Below are 15,296 nucleotides of genomic sequence, written 5' to 3' on the forward strand. Positions count from 1 at the left end.
CGCCCAGAAGAAGCGTTACTGCAATGACTCGGCCCCTGCTGAAGCGTTACGCCAGCGCTTCAGTGCGCACCGCTCAGCCGGTGCTCTGCTCCTCCGCCAGGATCCGGTCCAGCGCCTCGTCCAGGTAGGCGTCGAAATCGGCCAGCGCGCCCTCCTGGCCCAGCGGCACCAGCTTGTCCGTGCGATCGAGGAAGGCTACGAGCGGAGCCGTCGAGGAACGGAAGATCGCCTGATCGCCACCGACCTGAAGCCGGATCAGGATCTCGCTCAGGGAATCCGGGTCGACCGGAGAGACCCGTACATCCCCCTCGCCGCACGGTCTGCCCACCCCGTCGATGAGCAGCTCCCGCCCGAACGCCCATGTCACCGGGGCGTCACCGGGAAGGTGGAAAGTGAGCCGGACGGCGTAAGGATCACAGGTGGCGTAGCCCAGCTCCACAGGGATGCGGAACGAGAGCTCCTCCGAGACGAGAAAGCTCATCATGACCTCTGCCTGGACTGCTTGCACGGACTCTCGCATCGCCTTACCCCGTCGTGGCCGTCGGTTGGCTGGGATTGAACCCCTGACTGTCAGGGCATCTTGCTGAAAGTGCACGGCAGATCACAAGGAGTGAGTTTTCAGATACTGATAGAGATCGCCAGCGAGCCCAGCATCCGTCCGACCTCGTCCTGCAACTGCCGCGCCGCCGCCGACAGCCGGTCCGCCTGGTGGGCGGGCAGGGAGATGGCCATCGTGGCCGCGGTCGTGCCCACGGTGATCGGGATCGCGGCGCAGACCGTGCCCAGCGCGTACTCCTGCCGTTCGACGACCGTCTCCATCCGGCGCACACGGGCCAGTCGACGCATCAGGACGTGCTCGTCGCGGACTGTGTACGGGGTGATGGACTGCACCGGGTAGCGGTCCAGGTGGTCACGGCGGGAGTCCTCGTCGAGCTGGGAGAGCAGACACTGGCCGATGGCGTGCGCATGACCGGTTTCACGGAAGTCGGCCCATTCCTCGACCGCCGGGTTGCCCGGGGTGTCGGACACGCACATGACCTCGATCTCGCCGTCGCGGTACACGGCGTAGTAGACCGGAACACCGATCGAATCGCGCCAGTGGGCGAGGGTGTCGACAACCGTGCTGCGACGTTTCTGCGCCGCCCCGCTGCTGCCCAGTCGCACGGCTGACTCCCCGAGGAAGAACAGCCCCTTGTCGCGGCGCAGATAGCCCTCGTGCACGAGGGTGCGCAGCAGGTGGTACGCCGTGGGGAGGGCGAGGCCGGTCTCCCGGGCCAGCTGCTTGGCGGGAGCCCCGCAGGCGTGTTCGGCGACGGTCTCCAGCAGGCGCATCGCGCGCTGTACGGAACCGATGAGCGTGGCCGCGGGATGCGGCTGCTCGGGAACGCAGCCGTTCGGCGGGCGTTGGTGCGGGGGCGCGGTGGAGCACGGCCGGGTGGGGGTCGTGAACGGATTCGGCGATGCGGTGTCAACCGTGGCCAAGGGTCACTCCCGGAGCGCGAGAGGGCGGCCCGTGCGGGAAACACGGGAGGGGGATGCGCCGCTCGCGGGGTCGTCCCCCGCGTCGGGCTCCGGACTTTAACCCTCCGCCACCGCTCGCGGACGGGACGTACGGGAAACTTCCCCCGGCCGAGGGAACCGGCGAGTCCCGTTACCGGTCACTCATCTCCCGCACCGCTCACCAGTCGCCGCGCGAGCTGGAACTCGACGTGAACTTCCTGACGACGTAGATGAGTCCGCCGACCAGCGCCACGAAGACCAGCAGCTTGAAGAGCAGGCCGATCACGAAGCCGACGACGCTCGCTATCAGGCCGCCGAAGACGACCAGGGCGATGACCGGCACCGCCACCCACTTCACCCACCACGGCAGTCCCGCGAAGATCTCTCGCATCTCCCTCGTCCTCATTCTCGTCCGGGCCGGTGTCCGGCTCCTGTGACGGGCCGGATCCTTGTCGATGTCCTGCCGTCGATGCTAGGTCCGAAGGATGTGCCGGCGGGGGCCTCTCACCCCTTGTCCTCCCCTGACCGGTCCCCTAGGGAACCCCGAGCCGCGCATCGGCTCACGGGTGGAGACGATCACCCCTCGGGGGGCGAGAACACGACCAGGACGCGCAGGTCCTCGCTGATGTGGTGGAACTTGTGGGCGACCCCGGCCGGCACGTACACGACGCTGCCACGGGCGACCTGGGTGGTCTCCAGACCGACGGTCAGGGAGGCCCGGCCGCTGACGACGAAGTACACCTCGTCCTGGTGGTGCGGGTTCTGTGGATCGTGATCCCCGGCATCGAGCGCGTACAGCCCCACCGACATGTTCCGTTCCCGCAGGAACTGCAGGTAGGCGCCGTCGTTGGCGGCTCGCTCCGCCTCCAGTTCGTCCAGCCGGAATGCCTTCATCGCCCTCGCCCACGCTCGCAGCCGATCTCTTCTGCCACGATCAGACACATGAAGAATTTCGTAGTCAAGACGATCGCCAACGCGGGTGCCCTGGCGGTCGCCCTCTGGCTGCTGGACAAGATCACCCTGACCGGTGACAGCACCGGCAGGAAGATCGGCACCCTGATACTGGTGGCGCTGCTCTTCGGACTCGTCAACTCCCTGGTCAAGCCGGTCGTGAAGGTGCTCACCTTCCCGCTCTTCATCCTCACGCTCGGTCTGATCACGCTGGTCGTCAACGCGCTGATGCTGCTGCTCACCTCGTGGCTGGCGGAGCAGCTCGACCTGAGTTTCCACGTCGAGGGATTCTGGACCGCGGTCCTCGGCGGCCTGATCATCTCCATCGTCTCCTGGGCGCTCGACGTCGTCCTTCCCGACAAGGACTGAGCCGCGATGACCTACCGCGTCTGTTTCGTCTGCACCGGCAACATCTGCCGCTCCCCGATGGCCGAGTCGGTCTTCCGCGCGCGTGTGGCGGACGCCGGCCTCGACCAGGTGGTCGAGGCCGGCAGCGCCGGCACGGGCCACTGGCACGAGGGGGAGGGCGCCGACCCGCGCGCCCTGTCCGTCCTGGAGGAGAACGGCTACGCCCTGGCCCATACGGCGCGGGTGTTCGAGCGCTCCTGGTTCGCCCGCCTCGACCTGGTGATCGCCCTGGACTCCGGCCACCTCAGGGACCTGCGCCGTCTCGCACCGACCGACGAGGACGCCCGCAAGGTGCGCCTGCTGCGGGCTTACGACCCCGCCGCGGGCGACGATCTCGACGTCCCCGACCCCTACTACGGGGGCCGGGACGGCTTCGAGGAGTGCCTGGAGATGGTGGAGCGGGCCAGCGACGGCCTGCTCGCCTCGGTCCGCAAGGACGCGGAAGGACGCGTGGCGTGAACGGTTCCGCCGAGGACGGCGTACGCCCCGCGGGCGAGGGCACCCGCGCGGTGCGGGCGGGCCTGCCCGAGCCGGTGAAGTACGAGCCGACCCTGCCGGGTCCTGTCTTCGCCGCCCATTTCCACCTGCCGGGTGAGCCCACGGGCCCGTACACCTACGGCCGTGACGAGAACCCGACCTGGACGCATCTGGAGCGCGCCATCGGCGAGCTCGAGGCACCGGGACGGGCCGGCGTCGAGACGCTCGCGTTCGCCTCCGGCATGGCCGCGATCTCGTCGGTGCTGTTCTCCGTGCTGCGCGCCGGGGACGCCGTGGTGCTGCCGAGCGACGGGTACCAGGCGCTGCCGCTGGTCGGCGCCCAGCTGGAGGCGTACGGCATCGAGGTGCGCACCGCCCCGACCGGTGGCGACGCCCAGCTCGGCGTCCTCGAGGGCGCCAGGCTCCTGTGGATCGAGTCGCCGTCGAACCCGGGGCTCGACGTGTGCGACATCCGGCGGCTCGTCGAGGCGGCACACGCGCGTGGCGCCCTGGTGGCCGTCGACAACACGCTCGCGACGCCGCTCGGACAGCGTCCGCTGGAGCTCGGCGCGGACTTCTCCGTGGCCAGCGGTACCAAGCAGCTCACCGGACACGGCGATGTCCTCCTCGGGTACGTCACCGGGCACGCCGGGGAGCCGATGACGGCCGTACGGCGCTGGCGCAAGATCGTCGGGGCGATTCCGGGGCCCATGGAGGCCTGGCTCGCGCACCGGTCGATCGCGACGCTGCAATTGCGTGTGGACCGGCAGAACACCAGTGCCCTGGCCGTCGCCGAGGCGCTGCGGGAGCGGCCCGAGGTGACCGGGCTGCGGTATCCCGGGCTGACCGGCGATCCGTCCCACCCGGTGGCGTCGCGGCAGATGCGGCGCTACGGGTGCGTGGTCTCCTTCACGCTGCCCACGCGCGCGCGTGCCGAGCGTTTTCTGGAGGCGCTGCGGCTGGTGGACGACGCCACGAGCTTCGGGGGCGTGCGGTCGACGGCCGAGCGGCGCGGGCGCTGGGGCGGGGACGCGGTACCGGAGGGCTTCATCCGGTTCTCGGTCGGCGCCGAAGATCCCGAGGACCTGGTGGCGGATGTGCTGCGAGCGCTGGAGGAGTCGGCTCGGTGAGGCGTGCGCCAGGCCGCGGCGGTGTCCCGCTACGTACATCGGACGGTCCGAGCCTCCCCCCTCGTGGCTCGGACCGTCCACGGTTCTGCGCGCGAAGAACCGCGCGAACAAGGCTAATTGACTCTGTGTCAGTGTCCAATCACAGTAGCGACAGAGACCTATCGACTTATTTATAGTTGGGCCCTGCCTCAGGGCCGGACGACGGGCAAAGGAAGGGGACGCGCGCCATGGATCTGGCCTTGCTGCGCACCTTCGTGACCGTGCACCGGGCTGGCTCCTTCACCCGCGCCGCCGCCCTGCTGGGCCTGTCCCAGCCTGCCGTGACCTCCCAGATCCGCACACTGGAACGACAACTGGGGCGCCCCCTGTTCCTGCGGCAGGCCCGTGGCGTCACGCCGACGACCATCGGGGACGAACTCGCCCACAAGGCCGCCCCGCATCTCGACGCCCTGGTCGAGATCGCCGAGACCGGTCTCGACGACGAGTCCTCCGTGCGCACGCTGCATCTTGCCGGGCCTCCCGAGTTCACCGCGGAGCGAGCGCTTCCCGCGCTCACCGAGCTGACCGGGGACGACGGTCAGGGGTTCGAGCTGCGCGCCTCCTTCGGCACCGCCGAGGAGGTCCTGGAGGGGCTGGCCTCGGGACACCACGACCTCGCCATCGGCACACTCCGGCCGCGCGGTGCCCTCCTCACGGCCACCCCGCTGTGCGACGAGGAGCATGTCCTCGTCGCCGCTCCGGGCCGGGCCGAGGAGATCGGCGCCCAGAACCTGCGCCGTACGGGCGCGTCCGCTCTGGAGAATCTCCCCGTGGTCGAGGTCCATGAGTCGCTGCCCTTCGTCTCGCGCTACTGGGCCTCCGTCTTCGACTCGCGCCCCGCCGCCTCGGGCACCGTCATCGTCCCCGATCTGCGCGCGGTCCTCGCGTGCGCCATCGCGGGCGCCGGCCTGGCAGTGCTGCCCCGCTACCTGTGCGCGGCAGCGCTGGACCGGGGTGACGTCGTCGCGCTGCACGAGCCCGCGGTGCCTCCGCTGCGGACGTACGTCCTGGTGGTGCGGACCGGCACGCTGGCGATGCCGCACATCGCCCGGGCCCATGACTGGCTGCTCAGGGCGGCGGCCGACTGGTGCTGAGCGAGTGGGGCAGGAACCACACGATCCGAGCTCATCCGGTGACGTTTCGTGATGTTTCACGTGGAACCAGCCGGGCCACATTTCTCCCATGACCGTCCGACCCGTGGTCAAGCGCACCGCCCGCGCCGTTCTGCTGGACGGTGACGATTTGATCCTGATCAAGCGCACCAAGCCCGGTACCGATCCCTACTGGGTCACGCCCGGGGGCGGGGTCGAGCCGGGGGACACGTCCGTCGTCGACGCCCTGCACCGCGAGGTGTACGAGGAGCTCGGCGCCAAGATCACCGACGTGGTGCCCTGCTTCGTCGACACCGTCGAGCACATCGGCGCGGACGGGGGCGCGACCGGAGTGAAGGTCCAGCACTTCTTCGTCTGCCGTCTGGAATCCATGGACCCGGCCCTGCGGCACGGCCCCGAGGTCGACGAGCCCCTCGGCGAGTACGAGATCGTGCGCGTGCCGTTCACCCGGGTCGGCATCGCCTCCGTGCATCTCGTCCCGCTGTCGCTGCGGCACTACCTCGACGGCAATATCGAGGGCGTCCGCGCGATGCACGCGCCCGATCTGGGGTGACCGCGGCCGGCCCGCGGACGCCTGGTCCGCCGGTTCACTGCCCGGCCGCGACGAGCTCCTCGACCGAGTCGTGCCGTATGCGGTCCACCGGGATGCCGACGCCGCGCAGGGCGTCCACTCCCTTGCGGATCATCCCGGGCGGGCCGGAGACGTAGGCGTCGTACTCGATCCAGGGGCCGAAGGTCCGTATGGCGGCGGGGAGCTGGAGCAGGCCGTTCCGGTCGATCACGGTGCGCACCTCCAGCCAGGGATAGGACTGCTTGAGCCTGAGCATCGTGTCGATGTCGTAGAGATCGTGATCGCTGCGGGCGCCGTAGAAGACCTCCACCGGGCGGCGGGCGCCGTGCTCGGCGACGTCCTCGACCAAGGCCTTGATGGGGGCTATGCCGGTGCCACCGCCCACACAGAGCAGTCCGCTGTCCCGGGTGTGGTCGACGGTCATCGAGCCGGCCGGAGGACCCAGCCGGACGACGTCGCCGGGTCGGGCGCGGTGCACCAGCGCGTTGGAGACCCAGCCTGCCGGAACCGCCTTCACATGGAACGTCAGCAGCCCGTCGGAGCGAGGCGCCGAGGCGAAGGAGTAGTGCCTCCAGATCCGTGGCCACCAGGGGGTCTCCAGGCCGGCGTACTGCCCGGCACGGAAGGGATAGGGCTGGTCGGGTCGCAGGGTGAGGACGGCGACGTCGGGGGTTCTCAGGTCGTGGGAGACGACCTCCGCGTGCCACCAGGCCGGGGCGCGCAGCTCGTCGGCGGCCGCCGCGTCGATCATGATCTGGGAGATCGTCGTGTAGGCCCGCACCCAGGCCGCTTCCGTCTCCCCGTCCCAGACGGATCCGGCGTACTTGCTCAGTGCTCCGATGAGGCATTCGCCGACGGCCGGGTAGTGCTCGGGGCGGGTTCCGTACTTGCGGTGGCCTCGGCCGAGGTTCTGCAGGTAGTTCACCAGGACCGGCGTGTTGTCGATGTGCTCGACGGCGGTGAGCAGGGCTGTGAGCAGCCGGTCTCGCTGGGCGTCCATGGCGGGCGGGAAGAGAGGGCGCAGATCGGGATGGCGGACGAAGAGCAACGCGTAGAAGTACGAGGTGACCTTGTCGGCGACGGGGGCCACCTCGTCCATGGTGCGGCGGATGAGGATGGCGTCCGGGGAGGCGTTCCCGGCGGGTGCGGACCGCTGGGTGGGGACGCGGGGTCCTTCGGGGGACGCAGGCGGGACGTGCCCGCGATGCTCGACGGCCCGCTCGGACCGGACGCCGGCGGACGCCTCGGGCGGGGAAGGAGGCGCGGGTGGTCGGGAATCCGCCGGTCGAGGGTCTTGGCCGGGTATGCGGGTGCTCGGCTCGGCGGGCTCGCTCCGGAGTGCCTCGTCCGCCGACGCCGCCGTGCCCCTGCCCATGGGGCGGAGCCCGGCCAGACGACGGCCCTCGGAGGGTGCCTGCTCGCTGTCGGCAGCCGACGCCGGCTGTCTGCGCGGCGTGAACCAGCCGTCCCCGCCGCCGGACGTGCCGTTGTCGGCCGACCTGGTGGTCGGAGCGTCCATGGTGTGCCTCGCCTCGAACATCTCTAGGTCGGTCTACGCACTTGCACGATCGGAAGGTGCCTGTTTCCCCCGCGGACGGGCGGCTGTTCCGTTCCGCTCCGTCCTGCGACCGATATGGTCGCGGTCCACCCGTGTCCCAGCCGCGTACGGTCGTGAAGGCGAGTGCGACATGGGCCGCAGTCTCCCCACCGCAGCATCCCACCCCTTACGGACCCCTCGCCCGCACAACCGAGATGGCGGGTCTTCGATCTCTCCGTCCCCTCGGGCTTTATCGCCCCGTTCCCGGCTCGTGCGGAAGGGGTGCAGCGCTCTCGCGCCACACCTTCGGACACGAACCGGAGTCGACCATACCGGGCGCGGCCGCGCACACAAGTCCCCCCTTCCCTCCCTTCGAAGGAAGCAGGGGAACGAACCGTCAATTCCTTGAATTACCGGGCACCGCAGGGCTATTCATGGGCATTCCACAGATCTTTCCCTACGGAGGAAGTCACGGTCCGGGCCGATGAATGCCGCCTGTCGACCGCTCTGCAAACGGTCACTTCACGAGCAGGTCCCTGTCCGAGATCTGTGGAGAGGTTTCACGTGAAACGCCTCCTGGCCCGATGTCGCCGGGGAGCGGGTCACGACATGGCCAAAAGCACGGCTTCCACCGATGAAAGAGGTGGACGCCGAGGGCACCGGTCGGACAGCCTGACCTGCGTGTCGACACCTCTTCCGCCCTCTCTTCCCGTCCGCCGTCTGACGCACCGCGACCTCACCGCCTGCGCCGACTTGTCAGAGGACCGGGGGTGGCCGCGCGAGGAGCACAAGTGGGGCCTCCTCCTCAGCGCCGGGAAGGGGTACGGCATCGACGACCCCGGCGGAGGCCTCCTCAGCGCCTGCGTCGTCACCGAGTACGGCCCGCACGGACGTCCTGCTCTCGGCGCCATCGGCATGGTGCTGGTCGCCGAGCGGTACGCCCGTCAAGGCGTCGGACGACGCCTGATGCGGCACGTCGTCTCCGAGATGGGCGCCACCCCGCTGACCCTGCACGCCACCCCGAACGGCCGTCCGCTCTACGAGGAGCTGGGGTTCAAAGCCACCGGACGTGCCGAGATGGTGCTCGGGCACTTCGCACCGGAGGCTCAGGAGCCCGGTGTCCTCACCCGTGCGGCCACGGCCGAGGACCTCACCACCCTCCTCCGGCTCGACGAGGAGGTGTTCGGCGCCGACCGCACTCTCGTGATCGCGCGGCTGCCCGCCTTCGCCGACCAGATGCGGGTCGCCGAGGACAGCGGCCGGATCATCGGCTACGCGGCCGCATGGCCCAACATGGACACCCATGTGGTGGGGCCGCTCATCGCACGGGACACGAAGACGGCCAAGGCACTCGTCACCTCGCTCGCCGCTCACACGGACCGGCCCCTGCGCACGGACATCGACGTGCGGCACACGGATCTGCTGGCCTGGCTGAAGGAGCGGGGTCTGCGGTCCGTCGCCTTCAACACCGTCATGACCTACGGGACCACGGAGTTGCCGGGTGACTGGAGTCGGCGGTTCGCCCCGCTGACCGTGGCGGCCGGATAGCACCCGCGCACACGGAGAACGCCGGCCTCCCCTCGCTGTGGGAGGCCGGCGTTCTCCGTGTGCGCTGTGCGGAACAGGGCCGTCAGGCGAGGGCCTGCACGGCAGCGGCGGCAAAGCCGTGATCCTGCTCGGGTGCGCCGCCGCCGACCCCGATCGCGCCGACGAGCCGGCCGTCACGGTGGACCGGTACGCCGCCGGCGATGAACAGCAACGGCCGGTCGAGTGCGGTGGGCAGGGTGTGGAAGAGCCCACCGGGCTGCACGGCGTCGACGAGGTCGGCGGTCGCCGTGTCCAGCTGGAGCGCCGTGTAGGCCTTGCGGGTGCTCGTCTCACCGGAGATCAGCACGGCGCGGTCGTCGCGGCGGAAGGCCAGCAGATGGCCGCCCGCGTCCAGGACGGTCACGCTGACGGTGGCCCCGGCGGCCTCGGCGGCGCGGCGGGCGGCCTCGACGAGGACCTCGGCATCGCGGATGGTCAAGGGGGCGACAGCGGTGGTGCTCACGGACAGGTTCTCCTTGCGGGTGTTTCTGGGGACGGGACGGACCGGGAACGCGGCAGTGGCCTCGGATGGCACGCCGGGCGGTTCAGCGGTGGACGGCGGTCGGCCGCTCGGCGGGGGCGGAACCCGTGACGACGGCGCTCGGGGTGCTGTCCCGGCGCTCCAGCGCGGCCGAGACGACGGCGAGGAGCAGGGCCGCCGCGGCGAGGACGGCACCGACCCAGTTGGGGGCGGTGTAGCCCAGACCGGCGGCGATGACCAGACCGCCCAGCCAGGCGGACAGGGCGTTGCCCAGGTTGAAGGCGCCGATGTTGACCGCCGAGGCGAGCGTCGGAGCGCCGTGCGCCTGGTCGAGGACCCGCTTCTGCAGCGGCGGGACGGTCGCGAAGCCCAAGGCGCCGATCAAAGCGATCGTGACGGCCGCGAGGGCCTGGTGACGGGCGGTGAGGCTGAAGAGGGCCAGGACGACCGCCAGGGCGCCCAGGGAGACGTACAGCAGGGGCATCAGGGCGCGGTCGGCGTACCTGCCGCCGACGAGGTTGCCGCCGACCATGCCGAGGCCGAAGAGGACCAGCAGCCAGGTGACGGAGCCGTCGGAAAAGCCGGCCACGTGGGTCATCATCGGCGCGATGTAGGTGATGGCCGCGAAGACCCCACCGAACCCCAGGACGGTCATCGCCATGGCGAGCAGGACCTGGGCGTTCTTGAACGCGGCCAGTTCGTGGCGCAGGTGCACGCCCTCGGGCCGGGGCATCTCGGGGACCAGCCTGGCGATGCCGGCGAGGCCGATCACGCCGAGGGCGGCGACGATGCCGAAGGTGGCGCGCCAACCGACGCTCTGTCCGACGAGGGTGCCCAGTGGGACGCCCACGACGTTGGCGACGGTGAGGCCGGTGAACATCATGGCGATGGCGCCGGCCTTCTTGTCCGGCGCGACCAGGTCGGCCGCGACGACGGAGCCGATGCCGAAGAAGGCGCCGTGCGCGAGCGAGGCGACCACACGGCCGATCAGCATGACGGAGAAGGACGGGGCGACGGAGGACAGCAGGTTGCCGACGACGAACAGCCCCATGAGGACCATCAGCATCCGCTTACGGGACATCTTGGTGCCGAGAACGGTCATCAGCGGGGCGCCGAACATGACACCGAGCGCGTAGCCGGTCACGAGGAAGCCCGCCGTGGGGATGGAGACCCCGAAGTCGCCCGCGACCTCGGGCAGCAAGCCCATGATCACGAACTCGGTGGTGCCGATGCCGAAGGCCCCGATCGCGAGGGCCAGGAGCGCGAGAGGCATGGTGGGGTACACCCTCCAGAAGATTGCAGGTGCGCTTTGCGTGCGTCCACAATAGTTGCATACGCGGGCTACATGCAATCGCCGACAATTGCGGAGGTGCTCTATCCTGGGAGTCAAGTCGCTCCGGGACGGAGGAAGAGGACCCATGACCGCGACGGACCCCGCCCTCACCGCCCTCGCCCAGGGCTGGTGCGCCCTCTCCCTGCTGCACGGGAGGATCGAGGCCCACATCGAGCGCGCGCTGCAGGCCCGGCACGTCCTGAGCGTGCGCGAGTACTCGCTGCTCGACGTGCTCAGCCGCCAGCACGACGGGGACGGCGGCCACCTCCAGATGAAGCAGGTCGCCGACGCGGTGGTCCTGAGCCAGAGCGCCACCACCCGGCTGGTCTCCCGGCTCGAGGACAGGGGGCTGCTCGAGCGCTATCTGTGCCCCACCGACCGCCGTGGCATCTACACCAATGTCACGGAGGCCGGTCTGAAGCTGCTCGGGGAGGCCCGCCCGACCAACGACGCGGCACTGCGTGAGGCCCTCGACGAAGCGGCGAAGAACCCGGAGCTGGCTCCGCTGGTGCGGGTCGTGGAATCGCTGAAGGCTCCCGCCGCCCTGTAGCTAAGGTGCGGCCATGGAAGATCTCGAGATACGCGCCGTGGTCGCCGATGACCTCCCCGCGATCGTCGGCATGCTCGCCGACGACCCGCTGGGTGCACTGCGGGAGTCTCCGGACGACCTAGCGCCGTATCTGGTGGCTCTCGAACGGATCGGCGTCGACCCGAACCAGCGGCTGGTCGTCGCCGTCCGCGACGGACGCGTCGTGGGCACCCTCCAGCTGACGATCGTGCCCGGCCTGTCCCGGCGCGGGGCGACCAGGTCGATCATCGAAGGCGTGCGCGTCCACGCCGACGAACGGGGCAGCGGTCTCGGCACGCGTCTCATCGAATGGGCCATCGAGGAGTCCCGGCGCGCGCAATGCCAGTTGGTGCAGTTGACCTCCGACAACACGCGCACCGACGCCCACCGCTTCTACGAGAGGCTGGGGTTCCAGGCCTCGCACGTGGGATTCAAGCTTCAGCTCTGACAGGCCTTCCGGTCGCGGTCCACGGCTCCGAAGGGAACGCGGCTCTGTTTCACGTGGAACAGATGGAACAGAGCCGCGGAGCCTCAGTCCCGGAGCGTCACGGAGCCGCAGAGCCCGCTCAGTGGCGGCTAGCCGATTCCCCGCCAGCCGTCCGGGTCCACGCCACCGGGCACATCGGCCCGGTCGTCGTAGGGCCGGCGCGTGAAGACGAAGGACCCGAGGTCCAGATGGTCCACCGTGCCGTCCGGGCGCCGCACGGCCCGAAGGGCCTCCCCGGCGAAGTACCCTTCCATCCCCTTCCAGGCCCCCTCGCCGTCCTGGCGGAAGCGTGAGCGCCGTCCTCCGCCCGCGAGCGGCCCCAGGGAGAGGAGTCCGTCGGCCGTGAGGCGCAGGGCGAAGGGGGTGGTACCCCAGTACCACTGGCCCGCCAGTTCCAGGACGGCAGGATCGACCTCCCGCATCGGCCGCCAGGGCTCGGGGATCCTCGGCTCGGCCTCGGCCACGATGCGTACGAGGTCCGAGGCGACCGAGGACACCGCCGGGCCGGAGGTGCAGTTGGTGAGCACCACCGCTGCGACGTCGTCCGCCACGCTCAGCATGAGGCTCGCCAGGAATCCCGGCACCGATCCCGAGTGGCCGACGAGGAGCCGCCCGTCCTGGTTCTCGATCCGCAGCCCCAGCCCGTAGCCGCTGCCGTCCACTTGGTCCGTGAGCTCCGCCGGCGCCGCGGGCGTCCGCATCTCCCGGAGGCTCTCCGCGCTCAGGACCCGGTCGTCCCCGCGGGCGAGGAAAGCGGCGAAGCGCGCCAGATCGCCGGTCGTCGACCAGAGTTGGCCGGCCGCGGCCATCCGCCCGAAGTCCTCCAGCGGCTCGGGCAGCATCGCATCGGCCCACGGGTGCACCGCCCAGCCACCCGCATGCGGATGCCCTGGCCGCACGCCGGTACGGCTCAGGCCCAGGGGTTCGAGCACTTCCCGCCGCAGCACCTCGTGCCAGGGCGCTGTGCGGATCTCCTCGACGAGGGCGCCCAGCAGGCCGTAGCCGGGGTTGGAGTAGTGGAACCGGCGACCCGCCGGATGCAGGAGAGGCTGATCGGCGAGGACGTCGGCGAGTTCCGGACGCAGCGTGCCCGGCGTCCGTTCCCACCACGGCCCGGGCGTCTCGGCCGCCAGTCCCCCGGTGTGTGCGAGGAGTTGCGCGATGGTGGCCTCCCCCGCGCCGGTGCCCGGCAGGTGTTTCTCCAGCGGATCCTCGAGGTCGAGCGCTCCCTCGTCACGCAGCCGCAGCACGAGAACGGCCGTGAAGGTCTTGGTGATCGATCCGATCCGGTACTGCACGGTCTCGTCGGGTCCGTGTCCGTCGATCGAGGTCCGCGCCCCGTGCCAGACGGCCCGCCCGTCCCGTACGACGGCGGCTACGAGCGACGGCGTCCGCCCCTCGGCCTGGGCCACGGCGATGCGGTGCGCCAGCGCACGCCGGGTGCCGGGGAGCAGCTCCTCCTGAAATGTGGTCATGGCCCCAGTGCACCCGGGCGGAACGCGGACGTCGAGTTCATTTCGTCCCCCGGCTCGATCAGGTCTGCGCCATGTCCACGAAACGCGAGTAGTGGCCCTGGAACGCCACGGTGATCGTGGCCGTCGGACCGTTACGGTGCTTGCCCACGATGATGTCCGCCTCGCCCGCGCGCGGCGACTCCTTCTCGTAGGCGTCCTCGCGGTGCAGCAGGATCACCATGTCGGCGTCCTGCTCGATGGAGCCGGACTCACGCAGGTCGGACACCATCGGCTTCTTGTCGGTGCGCTGCTCGGGGCCTCGGTTGAGCTGCGAGAGCGCGATCACGGGCACTTCCAGCTCCTTGGCCAGAAGCTTGAGGTTCCGGGACATGTCCGAGACCTCCTGCTGACGGCTCTCGGAACGCTTGGCGCCGCCGGCCTGCATCAGCTGCAGATAGTCGATGATCACGAGCTTGATGTCGTTGCGCTGCTTGAGCCGACGGCACTTCGCCCGGATCTCCATCATCGACAGGTTGGGGGAGTCGTCGATGTAGAGCGGCGCGGACGACACCTCGGGCATCCGGCGGGCCAGCCGGGTCCAGTCCTCGTCCGTCATGGTGCCGGAGCGCATGTGGTGCAGGGCGACGCGGGCCTCGGCGGACAGCAGACGCATCGCGATCTCGTTGCGGCCCATTTCGAGGGAGAAGATGACGCTCGGCAGGTTGTGCTTGATCGACGCGGCCCGGGCGAAGTCCAGGGCGAGCGTGGACTTACCCATGGCGGGACGGGCCGCGATGACGATCATCTGACCGGGGTGCAGGCCGTTGGTGAGGGAGTCGAGGTCCGTGAAGCCCGTGGGAACACCGGTCATCTCACCGCTGCGTGAGCCGATCGCCTCGATCTCGTCGAGGGCGCCCTCCATGATGTCGCCGAGCGGGAGGTAGTCCTCGCTGGTGCGCTGTTCGGTGACGGCGTAGATCTCCGCCTGGGCCCGGTTGACGATCTCGTCGACGTCGTCGTCGCCCGCGTATCCCATCTGGGTGATACGGGTCCCGGCCTCGACCAGGCGGCGCAGGACCGCGCGCTCGTGCACGATCTCCGCGTAGTACTCGGCGTTCGCCGCCGTCGGCACCGTCTGGACGAGGGTGTGCAGATACGATGCGCCGCCGACCTTGTTGATCTCGCCGCGTTTGGTGAGTTCGGCGGCGATGGTGATGGGGTCGGCCGGCTCGCCCTTCGCATAGACGTCGAGGATCGCCTGGAAGATCGTTTCGTGGGCCGGCTTGTAGAAGTCGTGGCCCTTGAGGATCTCGACGACGTCGGCGATGGCTTCCTTGGACAGGAGCATGCCGCCCAGGACGGACTGCTCGGCGTCGAGGTCCTGCGGGGGTACCCGCTCGAAGGCCGCGCCACCGTCCCATGCGCCGCTGTCCCGACCGCGGTCGTGCTGCTCGTCCCGGCCGCGGCCACCGTCACCGCGCCGTCTGGCGGGGGGCAGACGATCACTGGGACCGCTGTCGGCCCACGGATCGTCCAAGGGCTCGGAAATGCTCACCGAGCCACCTCCTCCCGTCCGCGGTGCGGACCTCGCCATGCCTCTCATTCCTACGGCACGGCACTGACAACTGAGAGACCCAACTCCGGTTACTGCGAAGGGTTCT

17 protein-coding genes are annotated in these 15,296 nt (G+C 70.0%); 8 read left to right on the plus strand and 9 right to left on the minus strand.

The genetic code is table 11. The features are described 5' to 3' along the window. Window positions 1–73: 73 nt before the first annotated feature. From ACZ3KJ_RS06290 to ACZ3KJ_RS06305, 4 genes are all read right to left on the minus strand, one after another. Entirely contained in the window at window positions 74–520 is a 447-nt protein-coding gene (locus ACZ3KJ_RS06290) for an SsgA family sporulation/cell division regulator (protein WP_467525052.1), read from the minus strand. Window positions 521–618: 98 nt separating this feature from the next. After that, window positions 619–1,482 carry an IclR family transcriptional regulator gene (locus ACZ3KJ_RS06295; RefSeq protein ID WP_467525053.1) on the minus strand — a complete coding sequence of 288 codons (864 nt, stop codon included), beginning with the start codon at window positions 1,480–1,482 and terminating at the stop codon, window positions 619–621. A gap of 196 nt (window positions 1,483–1,678) precedes the next feature. Next, window positions 1,679–1,891 carry a DUF5326 family protein gene (locus ACZ3KJ_RS06300; protein WP_391645679.1) on the minus strand — a complete coding sequence of 71 codons (213 nt, stop codon included), beginning with the start codon at window positions 1,889–1,891 and terminating at the stop codon, window positions 1,679–1,681. Between the two features lie 185 nt (window positions 1,892–2,076). Continuing rightward, window positions 2,077–2,394 (minus strand): cupin domain-containing protein, encoded by a 318-nt coding sequence (locus tag ACZ3KJ_RS06305; protein WP_389518958.1) that lies wholly within the window; start codon window positions 2,392–2,394, stop codon window positions 2,077–2,079. Window positions 2,395–2,442: 48 nt separating this feature from the next. Here ACZ3KJ_RS06305 and ACZ3KJ_RS06310 point away from each other — a divergent pair, with 48 nt between their 5' ends. The 5 genes from ACZ3KJ_RS06310 to ACZ3KJ_RS06330 all read left to right on the plus strand — a co-directional run bounded on the left by ACZ3KJ_RS06310 (window position 2,443) and on the right by ACZ3KJ_RS06330 (window position 6,170). Continuing rightward, on the plus strand, window positions 2,443–2,820 hold the full coding sequence (locus ACZ3KJ_RS06310; RefSeq protein WP_467525055.1) for a phage holin family protein: 378 nt from the start codon (window positions 2,443–2,445) through the stop codon (window positions 2,818–2,820). 6 nt (window positions 2,821–2,826) lie between these two features. Continuing rightward, window positions 2,827–3,318 (plus strand): low molecular weight protein-tyrosine-phosphatase, encoded by a 492-nt coding sequence (locus tag ACZ3KJ_RS06315; protein WP_467525056.1) that lies wholly within the window; start codon window positions 2,827–2,829, stop codon window positions 3,316–3,318. Further along, on the plus strand, window positions 3,315–4,466 hold the full coding sequence (locus tag ACZ3KJ_RS06320) for a cystathionine gamma-lyase (protein WP_467525057.1): 1,152 nt from the start codon (window positions 3,315–3,317) through the stop codon (window positions 4,464–4,466). The genes ACZ3KJ_RS06315 and ACZ3KJ_RS06320 overlap by 4 nt, the downstream gene beginning before the upstream one ends. 227 nt (window positions 4,467–4,693) lie before the next feature. Further along, entirely contained in the window at window positions 4,694–5,599 is a 906-nt protein-coding gene (locus ACZ3KJ_RS06325; protein ID WP_467525058.1) for a LysR family transcriptional regulator, read from the plus strand. Window positions 5,600–5,687: 88 nt separating this feature from the next. Then, window positions 5,688–6,170, plus strand: coding sequence for an NUDIX hydrolase (locus ACZ3KJ_RS06330; RefSeq protein ID WP_467525059.1), 483 nt, complete (start codon window positions 5,688–5,690; stop codon window positions 6,168–6,170). A gap of 34 nt (window positions 6,171–6,204) precedes the next feature. On the opposite strand, the gene ACZ3KJ_RS06335 is transcribed toward ACZ3KJ_RS06330, so the two are convergent. After that, on the minus strand, window positions 6,205–7,707 hold the full coding sequence (locus tag ACZ3KJ_RS06335) for a globin domain-containing protein (protein ID WP_467525061.1): 1,503 nt from the start codon (window positions 7,705–7,707) through the stop codon (window positions 6,205–6,207). A gap of 699 nt (window positions 7,708–8,406) precedes the next feature. Here ACZ3KJ_RS06335 and ACZ3KJ_RS06340 point away from each other — a divergent pair. After that, window positions 8,407–9,273: a GNAT family N-acetyltransferase gene (locus ACZ3KJ_RS06340; protein WP_467525062.1), complete on the plus strand. Its 867-nt coding sequence runs from the start codon at window positions 8,407–8,409 to the stop codon at window positions 9,271–9,273. 82 nt (window positions 9,274–9,355) lie between these two features. Here the strand turns inward: ACZ3KJ_RS06340 and ACZ3KJ_RS06345 are convergent, their stop codons facing one another. Together ACZ3KJ_RS06345 and ACZ3KJ_RS06350 are read right to left on the minus strand one after the other, a co-directional pair. Next, the gene (locus tag ACZ3KJ_RS06345) at window positions 9,356–9,775 is read right to left on the minus strand and encodes a GlcG/HbpS family heme-binding protein (RefSeq protein WP_467525064.1); all 420 of its coding nucleotides are present in this window, start codon (window positions 9,773–9,775) and stop codon (window positions 9,356–9,358) included. Between the two features lie 82 nt (window positions 9,776–9,857). Next, window positions 9,858–11,066 (minus strand): MFS transporter, encoded by a 1,209-nt coding sequence (locus ACZ3KJ_RS06350; RefSeq protein ID WP_467525065.1) that lies wholly within the window; start codon window positions 11,064–11,066, stop codon window positions 9,858–9,860. A 145-nt stretch (window positions 11,067–11,211) separates the two neighbouring features. On the opposite strand from ACZ3KJ_RS06350, the gene ACZ3KJ_RS06355 reads away from it, so the two are divergent. After that, window positions 11,212–11,676, plus strand: a complete 465-nt coding sequence (locus ACZ3KJ_RS06355; protein WP_467525067.1) for a MarR family winged helix-turn-helix transcriptional regulator — start codon at window positions 11,212–11,214, stop codon at window positions 11,674–11,676. Window positions 11,677–11,689: 13 nt separating this feature from the next. Then, window positions 11,690–12,142, plus strand: coding sequence for a GNAT family N-acetyltransferase (locus ACZ3KJ_RS06360; RefSeq protein ID WP_467525068.1), 453 nt, complete (start codon window positions 11,690–11,692; stop codon window positions 12,140–12,142). A gap of 128 nt (window positions 12,143–12,270) precedes the next feature. On the opposite strand, the gene ACZ3KJ_RS06365 is transcribed toward ACZ3KJ_RS06360, so the two are convergent. Further along, complete coding sequence (locus ACZ3KJ_RS06365) at window positions 12,271–13,656, minus strand: serine hydrolase domain-containing protein (protein WP_467525069.1); 1,386 nt, start codon at window positions 13,654–13,656, stop codon at window positions 12,271–12,273. Between the two features lie 58 nt (window positions 13,657–13,714). After that, the gene (dnaB, locus tag ACZ3KJ_RS06370; RefSeq protein WP_389518979.1) at window positions 13,715–15,190 is read right to left on the minus strand and encodes a replicative DNA helicase; all 1,476 of its coding nucleotides are present in this window, start codon (window positions 15,188–15,190) and stop codon (window positions 13,715–13,717) included. Between the last annotated feature and the right edge of the window lie 106 nt (window positions 15,191–15,296).

The organism is Streptomyces sp. NPDC003248 (genome assembly GCF_055563235.1).